We start from the raw sequence: 15,947 nt of genomic DNA on the forward strand, positions 1-15,947 counted from the left end.
TAGACGCTCATGCCGGCGTTTGTCCGCCGTTGCCGTAGCGAGGAAGTGCGAGGATGGGAGAGCAGGCGTTGGCAATTGCAGCCGAACCGGAGGATCCGCGCCGCCTGAGCTGCGCCGTGCTGCAGGCGACCGACATGCTGGGACTCTACCGGGCGGAGCTCGCACGCATCCTGGGGTTCAGATGCGCCGATGTCGGACAGCTTGCGAGCGGGCAGCGCTGCCTGGAGCGTGGCAGCATGGCCTGGTGGCGGGCGCAGGGTTATCTGCGTCTCTACCGGGCGCTGCACGAACTGCACGGTGGCGACCGGGCGGCCATGTTCCACTGGTTGCGCATACCGCACCCGGAACTCGGCGGTGTGCCGCACCTGCTGCTGGTCGACGACGGCCGCTTGTCCGTTGTGCTGCATTACCTGCGGCGGCGCTTGCGGCAGGCCCGTGACGCAACCGTTGCCGTTCCGAAAACTGCTGCGCGGACCTGATCGCCGGGAAGTGCGGACCCGCCGCGCTGGCCTAGTCGTGGCCCGCTCATGTAGCATGGTCTGCACCCTGTCCGGGATGCCGCAAACACGACCGCTGCGGCAGTGCTCAGCCGGACGCAGACCACGGTTGCCGGCGCAGGGTTCGGCGTGTGCTCAACAGGACGGATAGGAGTGGTTCATTGCTGACATTCAGGCGCATTCTGGCCGTGTTGCTGCTGTCCGGGCTGGCGGGTTGTGCCCAGCTGCGGCCGGTTGCCGATGCGGTGTCCGGCGGCGATCACGCCAATGACGACCTGCCGGACGGAACCGGCTGGTGGTATGCCCGCTTCTCCGTCGCGGAGCCGGATATCAGCTCGCCCCGGTGGCATATCGACACCCTGCTTGCCGGGGAAGTGGTCGCCCCGGTGTTCGAACAGTACCACGCCGATATCATGATCTGGCGCGTCCACCGGCGCGCGGCGCATGATGCGGCCGGGCATGTGTTCAGTTTCATCTTCTACAGCACCGCAGCCGGTGCCCGGCGCATCTACACCGCGCTGGATGGCAACGCCGTGCTGCAGCAGCTGGTCCAGGACGGCACCCTTACTAAGGTGCAGTTCGACGATCCGGTGCGGCTCCTGCGACCGCACATCGAGGACACCAGCGATGCAGGCTGGCCACCGGTCGTGCAGCAGACCTGGCCCGCGCTCGCCATGGGTGCAAGCCGGATGTGGCTGGACCTGGTCGGCGTGCTGGCCGACCGGCATGCCGATGAGGCGGACCTGGAGCAGCGTTACCTCGACGTCGAGCAGGAGATCAGCGATCTCTGGGCCACGCAGGGACAGCACGCCGTCCTGCATCATCTGAGCGCCCTGTTCGGATACCAGCCGCTGCTGATCAGATACTGATGCGAGACGGGGGAATGCGCACATGAAATGGCTCGATCAATTGCCCTTGGCCCTGCTGTTGCCGCTGGCCGTCCTGCTCGCGCTCGCGCCGTTTTCGCCCGAACCGCACCTGGTGGAGAAGCTGCGCATGTTGCGCGCCGGTGCGCTGGTACGGCCGCTGGATATCTTTGATCTGTTCCTGCATGGCGCGCCGTTGCTGCTGGTGGTGGCGATCCTGGCCAGGCGCAGCGGACGCCGGCACTGAGCGGGCCGGGGAGGTACGGATTATGGCCAATGTCATGGGTGTGCTGCTCAACGGGATCGCCCAGCTTGAATACGACCGCGACCGCCTGCTGCCGGAACAGCAGCTGGCCTACCTGGACCGCATGGATGCCAGGATGGATGCCGGGATCCCGATCGGGGACGAGACCGTCACCAACCCCGACATCGGCCAGCGTGCCCACTTTGCCGCTGCCAATCTGGTGCGCGCGCTGCAGACCGACGACGAGAGCCTGGCCGCTGCCATGTGCAGCTATCTGGCCATCCGGCTGCCTGACCTCAAGCAGGTACGCATCGAGGACAGTGCCGGGGAGGTCAGCATCGAGTTGGTGTTCGATGAGGCCTACCGGCGGCAGGTCGCTGTCGATCTCAAGCCGCTGCACTGACACCGAGTGCCGTACGCGGGCAGGGGCATGCCGCGGTAAAATTCAAAAACATAATAAATTACAATGTATAACATTACTATTTTCATAAACCACAAAAGATAAAGTTGCCGGCTGCGCTGATTTTGAACGGCGGATTGGCTACTATACATTCGCACCATCGGGACACCTGCTCCCGGTGCCACAGGATTCGGAGGACGGTATGGATTTTGCCCAGGCACTCGGGATGAACAAGGTCTCGGAAACGCCCGCAGCAGAACGGGAAAAGGTTCAGCTGTACATCAATCTCAAGCTGGCGTCCTCCGGCCAGCCGACGTGCATCCCGAAGGAATCCGCGCGGCTGTTCGGCATCACGCGCGACCTGCTGCGCAGCTATCGCGAGAAGAACCGCCTCCTGTCCAGCTACCAGTGCCCGGTGGACAAGCGGATCCAGAATTTTCTCGATCGCTACCTGGAAGGCACCCTGCCGGAGCGGGTGCCGCTGCTGCCCACCCAGACCTTAGTACTCGACCGGCACGGCGTGGCGCGCGAACTGTCCCTGCCCATGGGCCGCGATGAATTTCATTCCGATATCGTGTCCAGCTACCGGGTCGCGCAGGGCGTGTTGCACAATCCCGCAAGCGACCGGCGCACGACCAAGGGTTCGTTCAACATCGCCGAGGGCGGCCTGCAGATTCCCGGGGACAAGAAGGCCGACCCCCGGCACGCCTTCGGCCGCTTGCTGGTGCGGGCGCTGCAACCGCCGCCCGAGCTGCTGACCCTCCCGTTCACGGCCGAGCTTCCCGTACCCGCGCGCATGTTCGTTTCGCTGCTGCTGCGGCCGACGGTGTGCCCCGAGATCCCCGGCATGCAGCCGGAGAAAACCATGGAGGTACGCTTCTTCGCGCCGGGAAATCTGGTCAGCAACCTGGATTTCGTCGAGAGTATCTTCGGCAACGGCGGCAACCCGCAGCTGGCCGAATTCGATGCGGCGCTCGACGCGGATCACTGGAGCGGGACGACGGGTTGCGTGCTCCTGGCGCCGCACCTGGTCGGCATGACCAAGCGCGAGGCCGGCCTGCCGAAGTGGAGCGAGGCCACCCCGCGGCAGCAGCGTGACGGCATGTGCTGGAAGGACGAAGCGGAGCTGTACAACGACGGCCAGGCCTTCAAGCTGACCGCGCGCGACGAGTCCGGCGTGATGGTGACCCTGCTGGCGGACAACTATTTCGGCTACTGCAAGAAAGAGGTCAAGACACAGATCGGGTACTCGGCCAACCTCATCGGCCTTGCCGAAGAGGAGCACGCGGGCGGCGCGCTGGCGTTCCAGCGCCGTAACCACGGCGAGGAGTTCGGTGTCGACAGCCGGACCTACACCATACCCGGCTATTCCTTCGACGACATGGTTGGCCGTTACGGCGAACTGATGGACGTGCAGCCGGAAGGCTATGCCATAGACCGCAGGTATCCCCAGATCATCTACGTGCCGCAGAAACTGCGCATGGACCTGAACGCACAGTCCATCAGCTGGGAGCGCGCAGGCGCCGTGCATGCCATCCGTCTGCAACCCGAGAAGATCTACATGCAGCCGAACGGCTATCGCATCGAGATGGAGAAACACCCGGGTGCGCCGTCCTGGCGCCTGGTCGGCACCGCTGCGGAAGGTACCTTCTGTCACAAGCCGAGCACGGTCTCCGGCGGCGGCAAGTCCGAGATATCCAAGTCGCTGAACGATGCCGTCATCTATCGTCCGCTGTTCATCGACGATCTGGAGCGGGATCTGGCACAAGTCCAGGAGATCTTCGAGCGCGATTACACCACGCGCTTCCGGCCCGGCTTCGAGCCCGAGGACCGCGATGCCACGCGCAAGCCGCTGAGTTCCGAGCGCAGCCTGGGGTCGGTCATCAAGCTGCTGACGCCGACCTCCATGTACACCAACGAATACAATGCCTGGCTGGCCTCGATCTCGCCGCGCATCCTGGCGCTGGTCTATCTCATCAAGCGCTTCTATCGTCCGGAGTGGGGCGACGACTGGCGCAGCCACCTGTCGGTGGACGAGGTCGACGGCGCGCCGGCGCACGAGCTGAAACTGGACGATCGCAACATCGTCGCTTCCTACCTGCGTGTCGGCTTCGACAAGGACGGCAAGTGGCGTACCTTCAAGCTGCGCCAGGACTACATCGCCACCGAGAAGGTGCAGATGGAGGATGATATCTCGGCGTCCGTGGTGGTGCCGGGCCACTGCATCGCGGGGTGCGGGCCGCGGCAGCACGCCGGCGGGCACAGCGTCAAGCTGGTGCGAAACTGCGAGTATCGCCTGTTCCAGCGGCCAGACGATGCCATTCATCCCGGTTTCGACCGGCAAACCGAGCTGGAAATGTCCCAGCCCGACAATTTCATGGCCAATTTCGAACCGCTGAACCGGGAGCAGCTGGCCGCGCTGGTCGAGGATGTGCACACCTTCTACAAGTTCACGCCGCCCATGCAGGGGCTGCTGCGCACGGCGCACGAATCGGGCGGCGAGTTCACGGTTTCCTCCGCGCACCCGCGCCTGGTCGACGGCGCGCCATCGAAGAATCCGCGTTACCTGCAGGTGCGGCCCGACCTGGTGCGGCCGGAACGCAAGTACATCGCCGAGATGGGCATCCGCCTGCAGCGCAAGCTGGACGCGCACGCCCCGGTATGTCATCCGGTGGATGCGGTGCTGACCGGGCGGCGCAACAATCCGCCGGAGCCGGGCATTCGTCCGCTGGCCGTGTACAACCCGATCCACTACCAGGAGCTGCCCGAGCTGTTCATGGATTTCATCTGCAGCCTGACCGGCAAGTCGCCGTCCACGACCGGCGCCGGTTCCGAGGGCCCTGACCAAGGGGGCCGTTCAATGCGCTGCGGGCGACCGCGGATCTCAACAATGCCCTGGTTTCGATGATCCTGACCGGCCACGCGGGTTTTTCCAGCTCGGCCGGTTATATCGGACCGTACGTGCGGGTCGACCACGACATCAGCCTGCTGATCCCGGAGATCTGGTCGCGTCTGGCGCCGGAGGAGCGTGAGCCGGCCTGGCTGATCGAGAAAGGCTACCTGGAGCGACTCGAGGATTTCGAGCACGCCGGCAAGCCGGTGCTGGCAAGCCGGCTCGGCTACCGCATCACCCAGCGTTTCGTGCACGGCTTTCTCGGCAAGATCTTCGACAACCCGGACGCGGTATTCACCGACGAGATCCTGAAACCGGAAATCCAGGACTTCGAGGTTTATGTCGACGGTATCAACAACATCACCGAGGCGCAGCAGCGCGTGGCGTTGCAGTACCTGGAGGACGGCAGTATCGAGGATGCCTGCCCGCCGCTGCAGGCCCTCCTGCTGGTGATGGCAACCGGCACGTACGCCGGCATTGATGCGCACCACCCCGAGTTTCGCGCCATGTTCACGCGCGAGCATCTGCTGGCGTCGGACTGGTACCGGGAGCGGCTCGAGATCAAACAGCGGCGTGACGTCGCGCTGTGGCGGCGGCATACCGCCAGCTTGCAGAAATTCCTCGACGACGAGATCTTCGCCGATGAAGCGGAACGCCTCGGAATACGCGACCGCCTGCAGCGGGCACGCTCGCGCCTGCAGGAGATGGAGGATCCGGGCTACCTGCAGCAACTGGTCGGAACGCTGGGTGCGGACCCGCTGGGGCCGCCGTGTTGCTCGCAGGATCAGCGTGTCGTCGACCTGGGTAAGGCCAGACTAGCGCCCGGCTTCACCAGCAACGTGATGCAGTCATCGCAGTCGGATGCGGTGAATTACCGCATGCCGACCCTGCTGGAACGCTTTGCATCGCACTTCAAGCGGGCACGTGTCCACTAGACGGGCACGCGACGATGGCGGAGATCCTGCGCTTCAGGAAGCCCTCTGCCGCCGAGCGGGCGCAGGGCAAGACGCTGTGCCGGCGTGGTTTCCATAAATGGGTCATCGAGCAGGGCAATCCATTCGACAGCAAGCAGGGCAGGTTGGTCACCCGCTACCGCTGTGAGCGCTGCGGTGCCGTGAAAACCACGGGCCGCTGATGCTCGTCATCACGCGCAAGGTCGCGATCCCGGAGCACGAGATCGAGCTGAGTGCCATCCGTGCCCAGGGCGCGGGCGGGCAGAACGTCAACAAGGTCGCCTCGGCGATTCACCTGCGCTTCGATATCGAGGCGTCCTCGCTACCGACTGCCTACAAGCAGCGCCTGCGCGCGCTGCATGACCGGCGGATCACCGCCGATGGCCAGATCATCATCAAGGCGCAGCGCTTCCGTACCCAGGAGCAGAATCGGGAGGATGCCCTCGCGCGCCTGCAGGCGTTGGTGCGTGCCGCGGGCGTGGAGCCGCGCCGGCGTCTGCCGACGCGCGCCACCGCGGCCTCGCGCCTGCGCCGGCTGGACGCCAAGACGCGGCGCGGGCAGGCCAAGCAACTGCGCGGCAGGGTGCATCAGGACGAGTGAAGCGGGTGCAGTGTGCCATCCCGGGCCGGTGCGCGGCGCCGCCCCGCATCCCAGGTGGGTTCAGGGATAGTCGATCGCCACGATCACGTAGCTCGTCGTGCCGCCCGGTGCGGCGACCCGCACTTCCTCATCCAGGCGCTTGCCGAGCAGGGCGCGTGCCATGGGCGAGTCGATGCTGATCCAGCCCAATGCGGGATCGAACTCGTCGGCGCCGACGATGCGGTAGCTGACCTGTTCGCCGGTATCGTTCTCCAATGTCACCTCGACGCCGAAGAACACCCGGCTGCGGTCGGTCGGCGGATCGTGTACGACCTTGAGCACAGGCAGACGCTGCTGCAGGTAACGGATCCGGCGGTCGATCTCGCGCAGTTCCTTTTTGCGGTAGATGTATTCGGCGTTTTCCGAGCGGTCACCCTCGGCGGCGGCCGCCGTCAGTGCGCGGGTGACCTCGGCGCGGCGCGTCCAGAGGGCCTGCAGTTCGGCCGTGAGCCGGCGCTGGCCGGTCGGGGTGATATAGGGGGATGATTTCGGTGCCGGCGGGCGATAGCGTCCCATCGGGGCATCCTGCGCTGCGTTCAAACAAGAACCCCGCGCAAGCGCGGGGTTCGGATACTGCGTCAGGTTATGGATCCCGTTAGGATCCCATGACGTTGACCGCCTGCAGGCCCTTCGGTCCCTGTTCGATATCGAAGTTTACTGTCTGGCCTTCAGCAAGTGTCTTGAATCCATCCATCTTGATTGCCGAGAAGTGCACGAATACATCCTCGCCGCCATCGCTGGGTGCGATGAAGCCAAAACCCTTGGATTCGTTGAACCATTTAACAGTACCTGTAGCCATTTATAACACCTCTGTAAAAAAGATTAACCAGATTCCAGAATGCAGATTTCAAACAGACAAGCTGGAGTTGCAGCAGGAACTTCCGGGATGACCTGAGGAATGTGCATATCTGTAGTTTTGCGAATCGATAAATGGCAGGAATTAACCGTGCCCCCCTTATCCAATCACGGCCCGATCATACAACATAACAAGTCGTGAATACCATACTTCTGTCCAGCCCGGCAGTTACCGCGCGGGTCGAAAAACTGACATGCGCTGATATGCGCGAACGCTGGCCTGCGCCGGGTGCATTGCGCATAATGTGACGCTTTTCACGGGGCATCTCACTATGTGGTTCAGGAATCTGCAGGTCTATCGACTGGGCAAGGCATTCGATCTGTCGCCCGACATGCTCGACACGCGCATGCAGCAGGCCGCGTTCACCGGCTGTGGCCGCATGGACCTGTTCGCGCACGGCTGGGTCCCGCCACTGGGACGGGACGGACAGCAGCTCGTCCACGCTGCCAACGGTTACCTCATGGTCTGCCTGCGCAGGGAAGAGAAGATCATGCCCGCCGGCGTCGTGCGGCAGCTGCTGGAGGACAAGGTGGCCGCGCTGGCGGCAGCGGAAGGACGCGAGATCTACCGGCGCGAGCGCGTGCGCATGAAGGAGGAGATCATCGTCGACCTGCTGCCGCGGGCGTTGACCCGCATCAGCGATCTGTTCGCGTACATCGATGTCCGCAACGGACTGCTGGTGGTCGACAGTTCCTCGCCGACGCGCGCGGAAGCGCTGGTCAGCCAGCTGCGCTCGACACTCGGACGTTTCCCCGCCACGCCGCTGCAGGTCCGGCATGCGCCGGCTGCCGTCATGACACGCTGGCTCAACGGCGAGGGGCTGCCGACCGGTTTCGTGGCCGGTGCCGAGTGCGTGCTCAAGCACACGGATCCCGACGGCGGTATCGTGACCTGCAGGCACCAGGACCTGACCGCGGCCGAGGTGCGTAACCACATCCGCAGCGGCAAGCAGGTCGTGCGGCTGGCCGTCCAGTGGCGCGAACGGCTGTCGTGCGTCATTCAGGAAGACCTGGCCATCAAGCGGCTGCGGTTCGAGGATGTCGTGCGCGAGCAGGAAGCCGACACCGACGCCGATGATCCGGTGAGCCGTTTCGATCTCGATTTCTCGTTGCTGGTGCTGGAACTGGCGGAATTCCTGCCGGCGCTGATCGCGGCCTTCGGGGGCGAGGCGCTGCCGGAGGGTGTGCAGGACGCCGCCGCGACGGCGCCAGCGCACGAGACCGCGGATGCCGAACCGGCCTGAACCGAACCGCGCCGCCATCCACCCGCAGCTGCGGGCGGACTGCCTGGTCATCGGACGCTTGCCGCTGTGCCACCTGCTGCTGCTGCAGGATGCGAACTACCCCTGGTTTATCCTGGTGCCGGATCGCGCCGGGGTGCAGGAAATCCACCAGCTCGAGCCCGCCGACCAGCACCGGCTGCTGGATGAATCCGTGCTGCTCGCCCGCGCCATGACAGCCGCCTATGTGCCGGACAAGCTGAATATCGCCGCCCTGGGCAACGTCGTTCCGCAGCTCCACCTGCACCACATTGCACGTTATCGCGACGATGCCGCCTGGCCGGCACCGGTGTGGGGCAGGGTACCCGCGCGTCCCTACGATCCCGCCGGCCTGGCGCAGCGGCTCGCGCTGCTCAGACCGCTGCTGCCCGCGGAGTTCGAGTGGCTGCTGCCGTGAGCGCCGCGGCCGCGAAAAAAAACCCATGCCTCTCGGCACGGGTCTGCAGCACACGTTGATATCTTGCTTGTTCTGCCGCGGCAACCGCCCCGGTTGGAGATAACAGTTAACCCTCAGCCCACGCGCTCCGCGCACAGCTGCTGACCGCTCATCTGCGCCAGGATCTCGAACGAGGACGTGGCATCGGTATCGTACGAGACCAGCATCAGGTGCGGTCGCTTATCGTTGAAGTGTGCATGGATGACCCCGCGGTTGCCCGTGAGGGCCTTCTCGATATTCCGCCGGCTGTCCTCGCCCAGGGTATTGTCGATGTGCATGACCATGTCAGTAACGTGCATGACGTGCTCCTCCGTTGATTTATAAAATTGTGCTGTCGTTGTGCCCCGCATCGCTGCGTGTTTCTGTCATTTGGGTTCGCGTGTTGCACGGTATAGTAAAAACCCATGCATTGTCAATGGAAATAGCTTATAAGTTAATGTATTATAAGCTATTAATGTATTAATCCTCCAGGAATGTAGGGTATTGTTTACCTTACTGTTTATGCGGCTTTTTCGCCATGCCGCTCCACGCAGCTGACTCGAGCGTGAAAAAATATCGGCCGCGGCGGCCGCAGGCGCCGCCACCGGATGGCGTCGTGCCTTGGATGCGGGATCAGGCGCTGCGCGCGGCGCGCTTGCGCTCGTGCTCGAGCAGGAATTTCTTGCGCAGCCGGATGTGACGGGGCGTGACCTCGACCAGTTCATCGTCGTCGATGAATTCCAGCGCCTGTTCCAGGCTCATGCGGATGGGCGGGGTGAGCAGGATGTTCTCGTCCGAGCCGGCGGCGCGGATGTTGGTCAGCTGCTTGGCCTTGAGCGGATTGACCACCAGGTCGTTGCCGCGTGAATGGATGCCGATGATGGCGCCTTCGTAGACCGATTCGCCGGGGCCGATGAACAACCGGCCGCGTTCCTGCAGGTTGAACAGCGCGTAGCCCAGTGCCTTGCCGGTACCGTTGGAAATCAATACGCCGTTGATGCGCTGGCCGTACTCGCCGGGCTTCATCGGCCCGTAGTGCGAGAACACGCTGTAGATCAGGCCGGTACCCTGGGTCGCGGTCAGGAATTCGGTGCGGAAACCGATCAGCCCGCGTGCCGGTATGACATAGTCCAGCCGCACACGACCCTTGCCGTCCGGCACCATATCGGTGAGTTCGCCGCCACGTGCGCCGAGTTTTTCCATGACCGCGCCCTGGTGCACGTCCTCCACGTCGACAGCCACCTGCTCGAAGGGTTCGTGCGTGGCGCCGTCGACCTCGCGCAGGATGACCTCCGGGCGCGAGACGCCCAGTTCGTAGCCCTCGCGGCGCATGGTCTCGATGAGGATCGCCAGATGCAGCTCGCCGCGTCCCGACACGCGGAACTTGTCCGGGTCGCCGGTATCCTCCACGCGCAGCGCAACGTTGTGCAGCAGCTCGCGCTGCAAACGCTCGTGCAGGTTGCGCGAGGTGATGTATTTGCCGTCCTGGCCGGCGAACGGCGAGTTGTTCACCTGGAAGGTCATGCTCACCGTGGGTTGGTCCACGGTCAGCGGCGGCAGGGCCTCGACAGCGGCCGGGTCGCACAGCGTGTCGGAGATGTTGAGCTTGTCGATGCCGGTAAAGGCGATGATGTCGCCGGCCTGCGCCTCCGGCACCTCGATGCGTTCCAGGCCGAGGAAGCCGAGCACCTGGCCGACGCGCCCGTTGCGGGTTTTACCCTTGCGGTCGATGATCGTGACCGGCATGTTCGTGCGCACCTTGCCGCGCTTGATACGGCCAATGCCGATCACGCCCACGTAGCTGCTGTAGTCGAGCGAGATCACCTGCAGCTGAAATGGGCCGTCGAGGTCGACCTGGGGCGGCGGGACCTTGTCGACGATGGTCTCGAACAGCGGGGTCATGTCATCCGCGAGCGCGTCGGCGGCGTAGCCGGCATAGCCCTGCAGCGCGGAGGCATAGATGACCGGGAAGTCGAGTTGTTCGTCGGTGGCGCCGAGGCGGTCGAACAGGTCGAAGGTCTGGTCGAGTACCCAGTGCGGGCGCGCACCGGGGCGGTCGATCTTGTTGATCACCACGATCGGGCGCAGCCCGAGATTGAACGCCTTCTGGGTTACGAAACGGGTCTGCGGCATGGGGCCGTCCACCGCGTCGACCAGCAGCAGCACCGAATCGACCATGGACAGGACGCGTTCGACCTCGCCGCCGAAATCGGCATGCCCGGGGGTGTCGACGATATTGATGCGGTAGTCGCCCCAGCGGATGGCGGTGTTCTTCGACAGGATGGTGATGCCGCGTTCCTTCTCGAGTGCATTGGAGTCCATGACCCGCTCGGGCACGGCCGCGCGGTCGCCGAGTGTGCCCGACTGGCTGAGCAATTGGTCCACGAGCGTGGTCTTGCCATGATCGACGTGCGCGATGATGGCGATATTCCTGAGTTTGCTGATCATGGGGGAGAACGGTCCCGGAACCGGGTGGTTGCGTGGTTTAAAGGGCGCAGATTATACAGGAGAACCGCCTGTCCGCGTACAGGATTTCGTGTGCGGGTATCGTGGGTTCAGGCGCGCGCCAGCCTGAGCGAGGTGATCTCCGCGGGTACGCCGAGGCGCGAGGGTGGTCCCCAGTAGCCGGTGCCGGCACTGACGTACAGCCACATGCGCCCGTCCACCCGGTGCAGGCCCAGCCCGAACGGCTGTACCAGTCCGATCAGGAGATTCCAGGGGAAGAACTGGCCACCGTGGATGTGGCCGCTCAGCTGTACGTCGAAGCCGGCAGCCGCGCCGGCGTAGGCGCTACGCGGCTGGTGCGCCAGCAGCAGTGACACGTCCGCGTCGGCTGCGCCGGTCCGCGCGCGGCGCGGGTCGGAATCGTGGTCGGGCAGGTACCTACCGGCCGAGTAGTCGGTCACGCCCGCCAGCAGCAGCCGCGCCCCGTCGTGCTCGATGACGCGGTGCGCATTGACGAGCACGTTGACACCCAGCGTGGGCAGCAGCGCGAGCCACTCGCGCGGACCCCAGTAGTATTCATGGTTGCCGGTGACGAACCAGCTGCCGTGGCGGGCGCGCAGCCGCGTCAGCGGGGCCACGTCCGCCATGAGGTCCGAGGTCAGGCCGTCGACCAGGTCGCCGGTGATCGCCACCAGATCCGGTGCCAGCGCGTTACTGCGCTCGACGATGGCCGCGAGGTAGTCGCCCTTGATGGTGGGGCCGAGGTGTATGTCGCTGAGTTGCACGATATGGAAACCGTGCAGGACGGCGGGCAGGCCGGCGAGAGGCAGCTCGATCTCGCGCACCCGTGCCAGCTGGGTCGCCTCGCGGTAGCCGGCGATCGCCATACTGCCGGTCAGGCCGAGCAGGCCGGCGTTCATGGTGTTGGCCAGGAAATGCCGTCGCGCCGGGTCGTCCGGGACGGCACGGCTGCGTTGTCCGCGCCAGCGCCGACGCAGGGCATGCAGGCAGGTGAGGGTAAACCAGCCGAGATCGCGCGCAACCAGCAGCGGGAGCAGCACCAGGAAGATTCCCATGTCGAGGAAAGCCACCCAGGCCAGGCGGTCGGTCCATGCCGGATCGAGCCCGAAACGGCGGCTGAAGAACACCAGCGGCACGACGCACAGCGACAGCCCCAGCAGTACGAGGCCGCCACGCTGCAACCAGCGCCGCCCGTGCAGGGGGCGCAACAGACGGTGCGCCAGATAAGCGTGGCCGCCGCCCCAGACTGCGAGAAAAAACAGGAAGAACATGATGAGTTCTGAGGATATCATGGACGGAAAGTTCAGGCGGCCGGCGCTGGGATGCCAATCCCGGCCGGTAATCAGGGTATTGTCATGAAAACATTGCTCGTGGTCGCGCACGGCAGCCGCCGGGCGCAATCCAATGACGAGGTCCGCTCGCTCGCGCGACAGCTGGACGCCGTCCAGGACGGCTTCGATGCCGTCAACTGTGCCTTTCTGGAACTGGCGGAACCGTCCATACCGGACGGCTTGCGCCAGGCGATAGCGGCCGGCGCCCGCGAGGTGGTCGTGGTCCCGTATTTCCTGTCGGCCGGCAGGCATGTGGTGGAGGATATTCCGCAGGCGGTCGACAGCGTGCGTGCCGAGCACCCCGGCATCAGTATTACCGTTGCGCCCTACCTGGGGGCGGCGCCGGGATTGGCCGCGCTGGTGCTGCAGCAGGCGGGGTCTGGTCCGGCATGAACAGGCGGGATCGCTGAACGGCCGGATAGGGCTGGGCGGTGTGCGGGTATGCCGGGGGAACTGACACAGAGCGAGCTGTTCTACCGCTTCGGCGCGGCACTGCTGATCGGTCTCCTGATCGGCCTGCAGCGCGAGTATTCGCACCTCGCGGAGCAGGAAACGGAGAAGATCTTCGGCGGTGTGCGCACCTTCGCCCTGCTGGCGCTCGTCGGGTGCACGGCCGCCTTGCTCGGGTCGCGTGCGGATTCGCTACCCCTGTTCCTCGTGATCATCGGCATCGCCGGTGGCCTGGTCATGATCTCCTATGCCGTGACGGCCATGCACGGCAGCATCGGCATGACCACGGAGATCGCCGCGGTGATCACGCTCGTCGCCGGGGCGCTGTGCTGCTACGGCGAGGTGGCGCTGGCGGCGGCGCTGGGTGTCACCACGACGGTGGTGCTGGCGCTCAAGCTGCAGACGCGCACGCTGGTGCGCAACATCACCCCGGCAGACGTGTATGCCACGCTGACCTTTGCGGTGATCGCGCTGGTGATCCTGCCGGTGTTGCCGCGCACGGGCTACGGTCCGGCGCCGTTCGACGTGCTGGTGCCCTACAAGATCTGGCTGATGGTGATCTTCATCTCGGGCATCAGCTTCCTCGGCTATGTCTTGATCAAGATCGTCGGCGCGCGCCGCGGTGTCGGGCTGACCGGTCTGCTCGGCGGCCTGGCCTCGAGCACCGCGGTCACGCTCAGCTTCGCCCAGCGCAGTCGCGGCATGCATGCCATGGCGCGCCCCTTTGCCCTGGCGATCCTGCTGGCCTGGAGCATCATGTTCGTGCGGGTCATGGTCGAGGTCGCCGCGCTGAACCGGCCGCTGCTGGACAGCGTGTGGCTGCCGCTGACCGCGGCGCTGGTCGTGAGCATGGCCTACTGCGTCTACCTGTACTGCAGCCAGTCGGCCGACAAGCTGGAGGAGGAGGACAGTTTCACGAACCCCTTCGAGCTGGGGCCGGCGCTCAGCTTCGGCCTGCTGTACGCGTTGATCCTGCTCGCCGCCAACGCCGCACGGCTGTATCTGGGCGATGCCGGCGTCTACCTGTCCAGTATCGCCTCCGGCTTGGCCGATGTGGATGCCATCACCCTGTCCATGGCCGAGTTGAGCCGAGCCGGCGGCAGTATCGAGCAGCAGACGGCGGCGCGCGCCATCGTGCTTGCGGTGGTCTCGAATACCCTGGTCAAGGGCGGCATCGTCCTGAGCATGGGCTCAGCGCTGCTGGTGCGTGCGCTCCTGCCGGGCATGCTGGCGACGCTGGTGACGGCGATCGCGGTGGTGTTCTTGTCTTGACGGGGTCGTGCTGTCCAGACAGCCCGCTGTCGCACTGCCATCGTGTGCGATAACAACCGTCGTCCACGCTGTTACATACGGGGCGGACAGCGACCGCGATATACTGACAAACTTGTCCACAGAGGTTGTGGATAACCCGGTGGATAAGATGTACGCATACCGGTCTAAGGCCTGATATTTTAGAAAGTTACATTAATTTGACAAATTCTTTACCATTCGACATTTTTTAAATAAATCAAATAAATACGTTATATTTTTGAATAGAAGTATGAATCCGCTGCACCGCTACGCCTGTAATTAATGCACCAGCCGGCAGACCGGCTGGTGTGAATAAAATCCGTGCACAGCGGCGGCATCCCGCATGGCAGGCTGCGCGTGAGGCTGCGCCGAGGCATGTGGACATCCGCTCGAGGCAGCCGAACGCTGCGGCAGCGGCTGTTGCTGGTGCAACACGTACCCGCAGAGTGGGCACATGCCCCGGCAGGCGGCGGGCGCTAAGCGTGACCGAGCCGTGCTGCCCGCCTGACCTGAATCAGTTGGATGGAGGTAAACCGCAGCGCGCCAGCGGCGCCGTTGCGGTTTACCGCGCCGGTTTGCGGCGGGCTGTCATGGCAAGACCCAGCAGGCCGACGCCGAACAACCAGGCGGCTGCCGGCAGTGGGACGGTTACCGGGACCGCCGGATCGATACGGGTTATGTCCAGGTTGACGCTGAAACCCGTCCAGGGCCCCGAGGTCAGGCGCGCGCCGGCGATGCCGTCGTCGACGAGCGGGAACACGGCGTCGATGGTAGAGGTGGCCAACGGCGCAGGGCCGATCGGCAGGATGATGCCGGAAACAAGTTCCAGGCTGTCGCTCGCCGGGAGTGCGCCGGTGCCGCTGATGAGGGTGCCGCCGGCGCCGGACACGGCAGCGAGGAAACCGGAGGCATCCCAGACGATCGAGGCCGCCAGGTCGATGTTGTTGTTCCAGTCGTACAGGAAGGTTCCCGCGATCAGGCTGCCGATCCCGCCGGCTCCGTCACCGGCATACTGCAAGGTGAAGTCGTGTATCTGCCAGGATCCGGCGTTGCCCCAGTCGAATCCCGACACCGAGGCGGTCCCCACGCCGCTGGTCGTGTCATAGCTCAGCGTGCCGGACACCTGGGTGCGCAGGCCGTAACCCCAGGTTGGATCACCGTAATAGGGATAGCTCGTGTTCTGGAATACTTGTCCCCCGTTCAGCGTGTCCGTGTACAGGGTAAACAACCCGTCCCAGCTGCCGGATACCACCGCGGCGCCGGCCGCGGGCGCAGTTGCGACCAAAGCCACCGCGACAGCAGCGGCTACAATGGTGTTCTTGCGCATGATGTCCTCCTTAGCATTGCATTCTTATGGCGTTGCCAGC

16 protein-coding genes and 1 pseudogene are annotated in these 15,947 nt (G+C 64.6%); 11 read left to right on the forward strand and 6 right to left on the reverse strand.

All coding sequences use genetic code 11. The features are described 5' to 3' along the window. Nucleotides 1-53: 53 nt before the first annotated feature. The 7 genes and pseudogenes from R3F42_07305 to arfB all read left to right on the forward strand — a co-directional run bounded on the left by R3F42_07305 (nucleotide 54) and on the right by arfB (nucleotide 6,454). Nucleotides 54-479, forward strand: coding sequence for an antitoxin Xre/MbcA/ParS toxin-binding domain-containing protein (locus R3F42_07305; protein MEZ5541834.1), 426 nt, complete (start codon nucleotides 54-56; stop codon nucleotides 477-479). Between the two features lie 179 nt (nucleotides 480-658). Further along, nucleotides 659-1,366: a hypothetical protein gene (locus R3F42_07310; GenBank protein MEZ5541835.1), complete on the forward strand. Its 708-nt coding sequence runs from the start codon at nucleotides 659-661 to the stop codon at nucleotides 1,364-1,366. 22 nt (nucleotides 1,367-1,388) lie between these two features. Next, nucleotides 1,389-1,610, forward strand: coding sequence for an RND transporter (locus R3F42_07315; protein MEZ5541836.1), 222 nt, complete (start codon nucleotides 1,389-1,391; stop codon nucleotides 1,608-1,610). Between the two features lie 22 nt (nucleotides 1,611-1,632). After that, complete coding sequence (locus tag R3F42_07320) at nucleotides 1,633-2,010, forward strand: hypothetical protein (GenBank protein ID MEZ5541837.1); 378 nt, start codon at nucleotides 1,633-1,635, stop codon at nucleotides 2,008-2,010. Nucleotides 2,011-2,209: 199 nt separating this feature from the next. Continuing rightward, a pseudogene (locus R3F42_07325) lies at nucleotides 2,210-5,667 on the forward strand (hypothetical protein). A gap of 182 nt (nucleotides 5,668-5,849) precedes the next feature. After that, nucleotides 5,850-6,035, forward strand: coding sequence for a hypothetical protein (locus R3F42_07330; GenBank protein ID MEZ5541838.1), 186 nt, complete (start codon nucleotides 5,850-5,852; stop codon nucleotides 6,033-6,035). After that, the gene (arfB, locus tag R3F42_07335; protein ID MEZ5541839.1) at nucleotides 6,035-6,454 is read left to right on the forward strand and encodes an alternative ribosome rescue aminoacyl-tRNA hydrolase ArfB; all 420 of its coding nucleotides are present in this window, start codon (nucleotides 6,035-6,037) and stop codon (nucleotides 6,452-6,454) included. Before R3F42_07330 ends, arfB begins: the two co-directional genes overlap by 1 nt. Before the next feature lie 60 nt (nucleotides 6,455-6,514). Here the strand turns inward: arfB and greB are convergent, their stop codons facing one another. Next, nucleotides 6,515-7,009 carry a transcription elongation factor GreB gene (greB, locus tag R3F42_07340; GenBank protein MEZ5541840.1) on the reverse strand — a complete coding sequence of 165 codons (495 nt, stop codon included), beginning with the start codon at nucleotides 7,007-7,009 and terminating at the stop codon, nucleotides 6,515-6,517. Nucleotides 7,010-7,088: 79 nt separating this feature from the next. Continuing rightward, on the reverse strand, nucleotides 7,089-7,292 hold the full coding sequence (locus R3F42_07345; GenBank protein MEZ5541841.1) for a cold-shock protein: 204 nt from the start codon (nucleotides 7,290-7,292) through the stop codon (nucleotides 7,089-7,091). 328 nt (nucleotides 7,293-7,620) lie between these two features. Between R3F42_07345 and rdgC the strand changes: the two genes are divergently transcribed. Then, complete coding sequence (gene rdgC / locus R3F42_07350; GenBank protein ID MEZ5541842.1) at nucleotides 7,621-8,592, forward strand: recombination-associated protein RdgC; 972 nt, start codon at nucleotides 7,621-7,623, stop codon at nucleotides 8,590-8,592. Next, nucleotides 8,576-9,025, forward strand: coding sequence for an HIT family protein (locus R3F42_07355; protein MEZ5541843.1), 450 nt, complete (start codon nucleotides 8,576-8,578; stop codon nucleotides 9,023-9,025). The genes rdgC and R3F42_07355 overlap by 17 nt, the downstream gene beginning before the upstream one ends. A gap of 113 nt (nucleotides 9,026-9,138) precedes the next feature. On the opposite strand, the gene R3F42_07360 is transcribed toward R3F42_07355, so the two are convergent. The 3 genes from R3F42_07360 to R3F42_07370 all read right to left on the reverse strand — a co-directional run bounded on the left by R3F42_07360 (nucleotide 9,139) and on the right by R3F42_07370 (nucleotide 12,801). Further along, the gene (locus R3F42_07360) at nucleotides 9,139-9,363 is read right to left on the reverse strand and encodes an ATP-binding protein (protein MEZ5541844.1); all 225 of its coding nucleotides are present in this window, start codon (nucleotides 9,361-9,363) and stop codon (nucleotides 9,139-9,141) included. 313 nt (nucleotides 9,364-9,676) lie between these two features. Then, nucleotides 9,677-11,491: a translational GTPase TypA gene (gene typA, locus R3F42_07365; protein MEZ5541845.1), complete on the reverse strand. Its 1,815-nt coding sequence runs from the start codon at nucleotides 11,489-11,491 to the stop codon at nucleotides 9,677-9,679. A 107-nt stretch (nucleotides 11,492-11,598) separates the two neighbouring features. Beyond that, entirely contained in the window at nucleotides 11,599-12,801 is a 1,203-nt protein-coding gene (locus R3F42_07370) for a metallophosphoesterase (GenBank protein MEZ5541846.1), read from the reverse strand. Nucleotides 12,802-12,864: 63 nt separating this feature from the next. On the opposite strand from R3F42_07370, the gene R3F42_07375 reads away from it, so the two are divergent. Then, the gene (locus R3F42_07375; protein MEZ5541847.1) at nucleotides 12,865-13,233 is read left to right on the forward strand and encodes a CbiX/SirB N-terminal domain-containing protein; all 369 of its coding nucleotides are present in this window, start codon (nucleotides 12,865-12,867) and stop codon (nucleotides 13,231-13,233) included. A gap of 48 nt (nucleotides 13,234-13,281) precedes the next feature. Continuing rightward, nucleotides 13,282-14,562: an MgtC/SapB family protein gene (locus R3F42_07380; protein MEZ5541848.1), complete on the forward strand. Its 1,281-nt coding sequence runs from the start codon at nucleotides 13,282-13,284 to the stop codon at nucleotides 14,560-14,562. A 580-nt stretch (nucleotides 14,563-15,142) separates the two neighbouring features. Here R3F42_07380 and R3F42_07385 read toward each other — a convergent pair. Then, nucleotides 15,143-15,907 (reverse strand): VPLPA-CTERM sorting domain-containing protein, encoded by a 765-nt coding sequence (locus R3F42_07385; GenBank protein ID MEZ5541849.1) that lies wholly within the window; start codon nucleotides 15,905-15,907, stop codon nucleotides 15,143-15,145. Nucleotides 15,908-15,947: the final 40 nt, after the last annotated feature.

It is taken from the genome of Pseudomonadota bacterium (genome assembly GCA_041395565.1).
GTDB lineage: Bacteria > Pseudomonadota > Gammaproteobacteria > UBA9214 > UBA9214 > UBA9214.

Excerpts from the sequence above, each read along its gene's own strand:
- R3F42_07375 (MEZ5541847.1), top strand. The coding sequence starts at position 12,865 with ATGAAAACATTGCTCGTGGTCGCGCACGGCAGCCGCCGGGCGCAATCC.
- R3F42_07360 (MEZ5541844.1), bottom strand. The coding sequence starts at position 9,363 with ATGCACGTTACTGACATGGTCATGCACATCGACAATACCCTGGGCGAG.
- greB (MEZ5541840.1), bottom strand. The coding sequence starts at position 7,009 with ATGGGACGCTATCGCCCGCCGGCACCGAAATCATCCCCCTATATCACC.
- R3F42_07330 (MEZ5541838.1), top strand. The coding sequence starts at position 5,850 with ATGGCGGAGATCCTGCGCTTCAGGAAGCCCTCTGCCGCCGAGCGGGCG.
- R3F42_07305 (MEZ5541834.1), top strand. The coding sequence starts at position 54 with ATGGGAGAGCAGGCGTTGGCAATTGCAGCCGAACCGGAGGATCCGCGC.
- R3F42_07370 (MEZ5541846.1), bottom strand. The coding sequence starts at position 12,801 with ATGATATCCTCAGAACTCATCATGTTCTTCCTGTTTTTTCTCGCAGTC.
- R3F42_07315 (MEZ5541836.1), top strand. The coding sequence starts at position 1,389 with ATGAAATGGCTCGATCAATTGCCCTTGGCCCTGCTGTTGCCGCTGGCC.
- R3F42_07345 (MEZ5541841.1), bottom strand. The coding sequence starts at position 7,292 with ATGGCTACAGGTACTGTTAAATGGTTCAACGAATCCAAGGGTTTTGGC.
- arfB (MEZ5541839.1), top strand. The coding sequence starts at position 6,035 with ATGCTCGTCATCACGCGCAAGGTCGCGATCCCGGAGCACGAGATCGAG.
- rdgC (MEZ5541842.1), top strand. The coding sequence starts at position 7,621 with ATGTGGTTCAGGAATCTGCAGGTCTATCGACTGGGCAAGGCATTCGAT.
- typA (MEZ5541845.1), bottom strand. The coding sequence starts at position 11,491 with ATGATCAGCAAACTCAGGAATATCGCCATCATCGCGCACGTCGATCAT.
- R3F42_07385 (MEZ5541849.1), bottom strand. The coding sequence starts at position 15,907 with ATGCGCAAGAACACCATTGTAGCCGCTGCTGTCGCGGTGGCTTTGGTC.
- R3F42_07355 (MEZ5541843.1), top strand. The coding sequence starts at position 8,576 with ATGCCGAACCGGCCTGAACCGAACCGCGCCGCCATCCACCCGCAGCTG.
- R3F42_07380 (MEZ5541848.1), top strand. The coding sequence starts at position 13,282 with ATGCCGGGGGAACTGACACAGAGCGAGCTGTTCTACCGCTTCGGCGCG.
- R3F42_07320 (MEZ5541837.1), top strand. The coding sequence starts at position 1,633 with ATGGCCAATGTCATGGGTGTGCTGCTCAACGGGATCGCCCAGCTTGAA.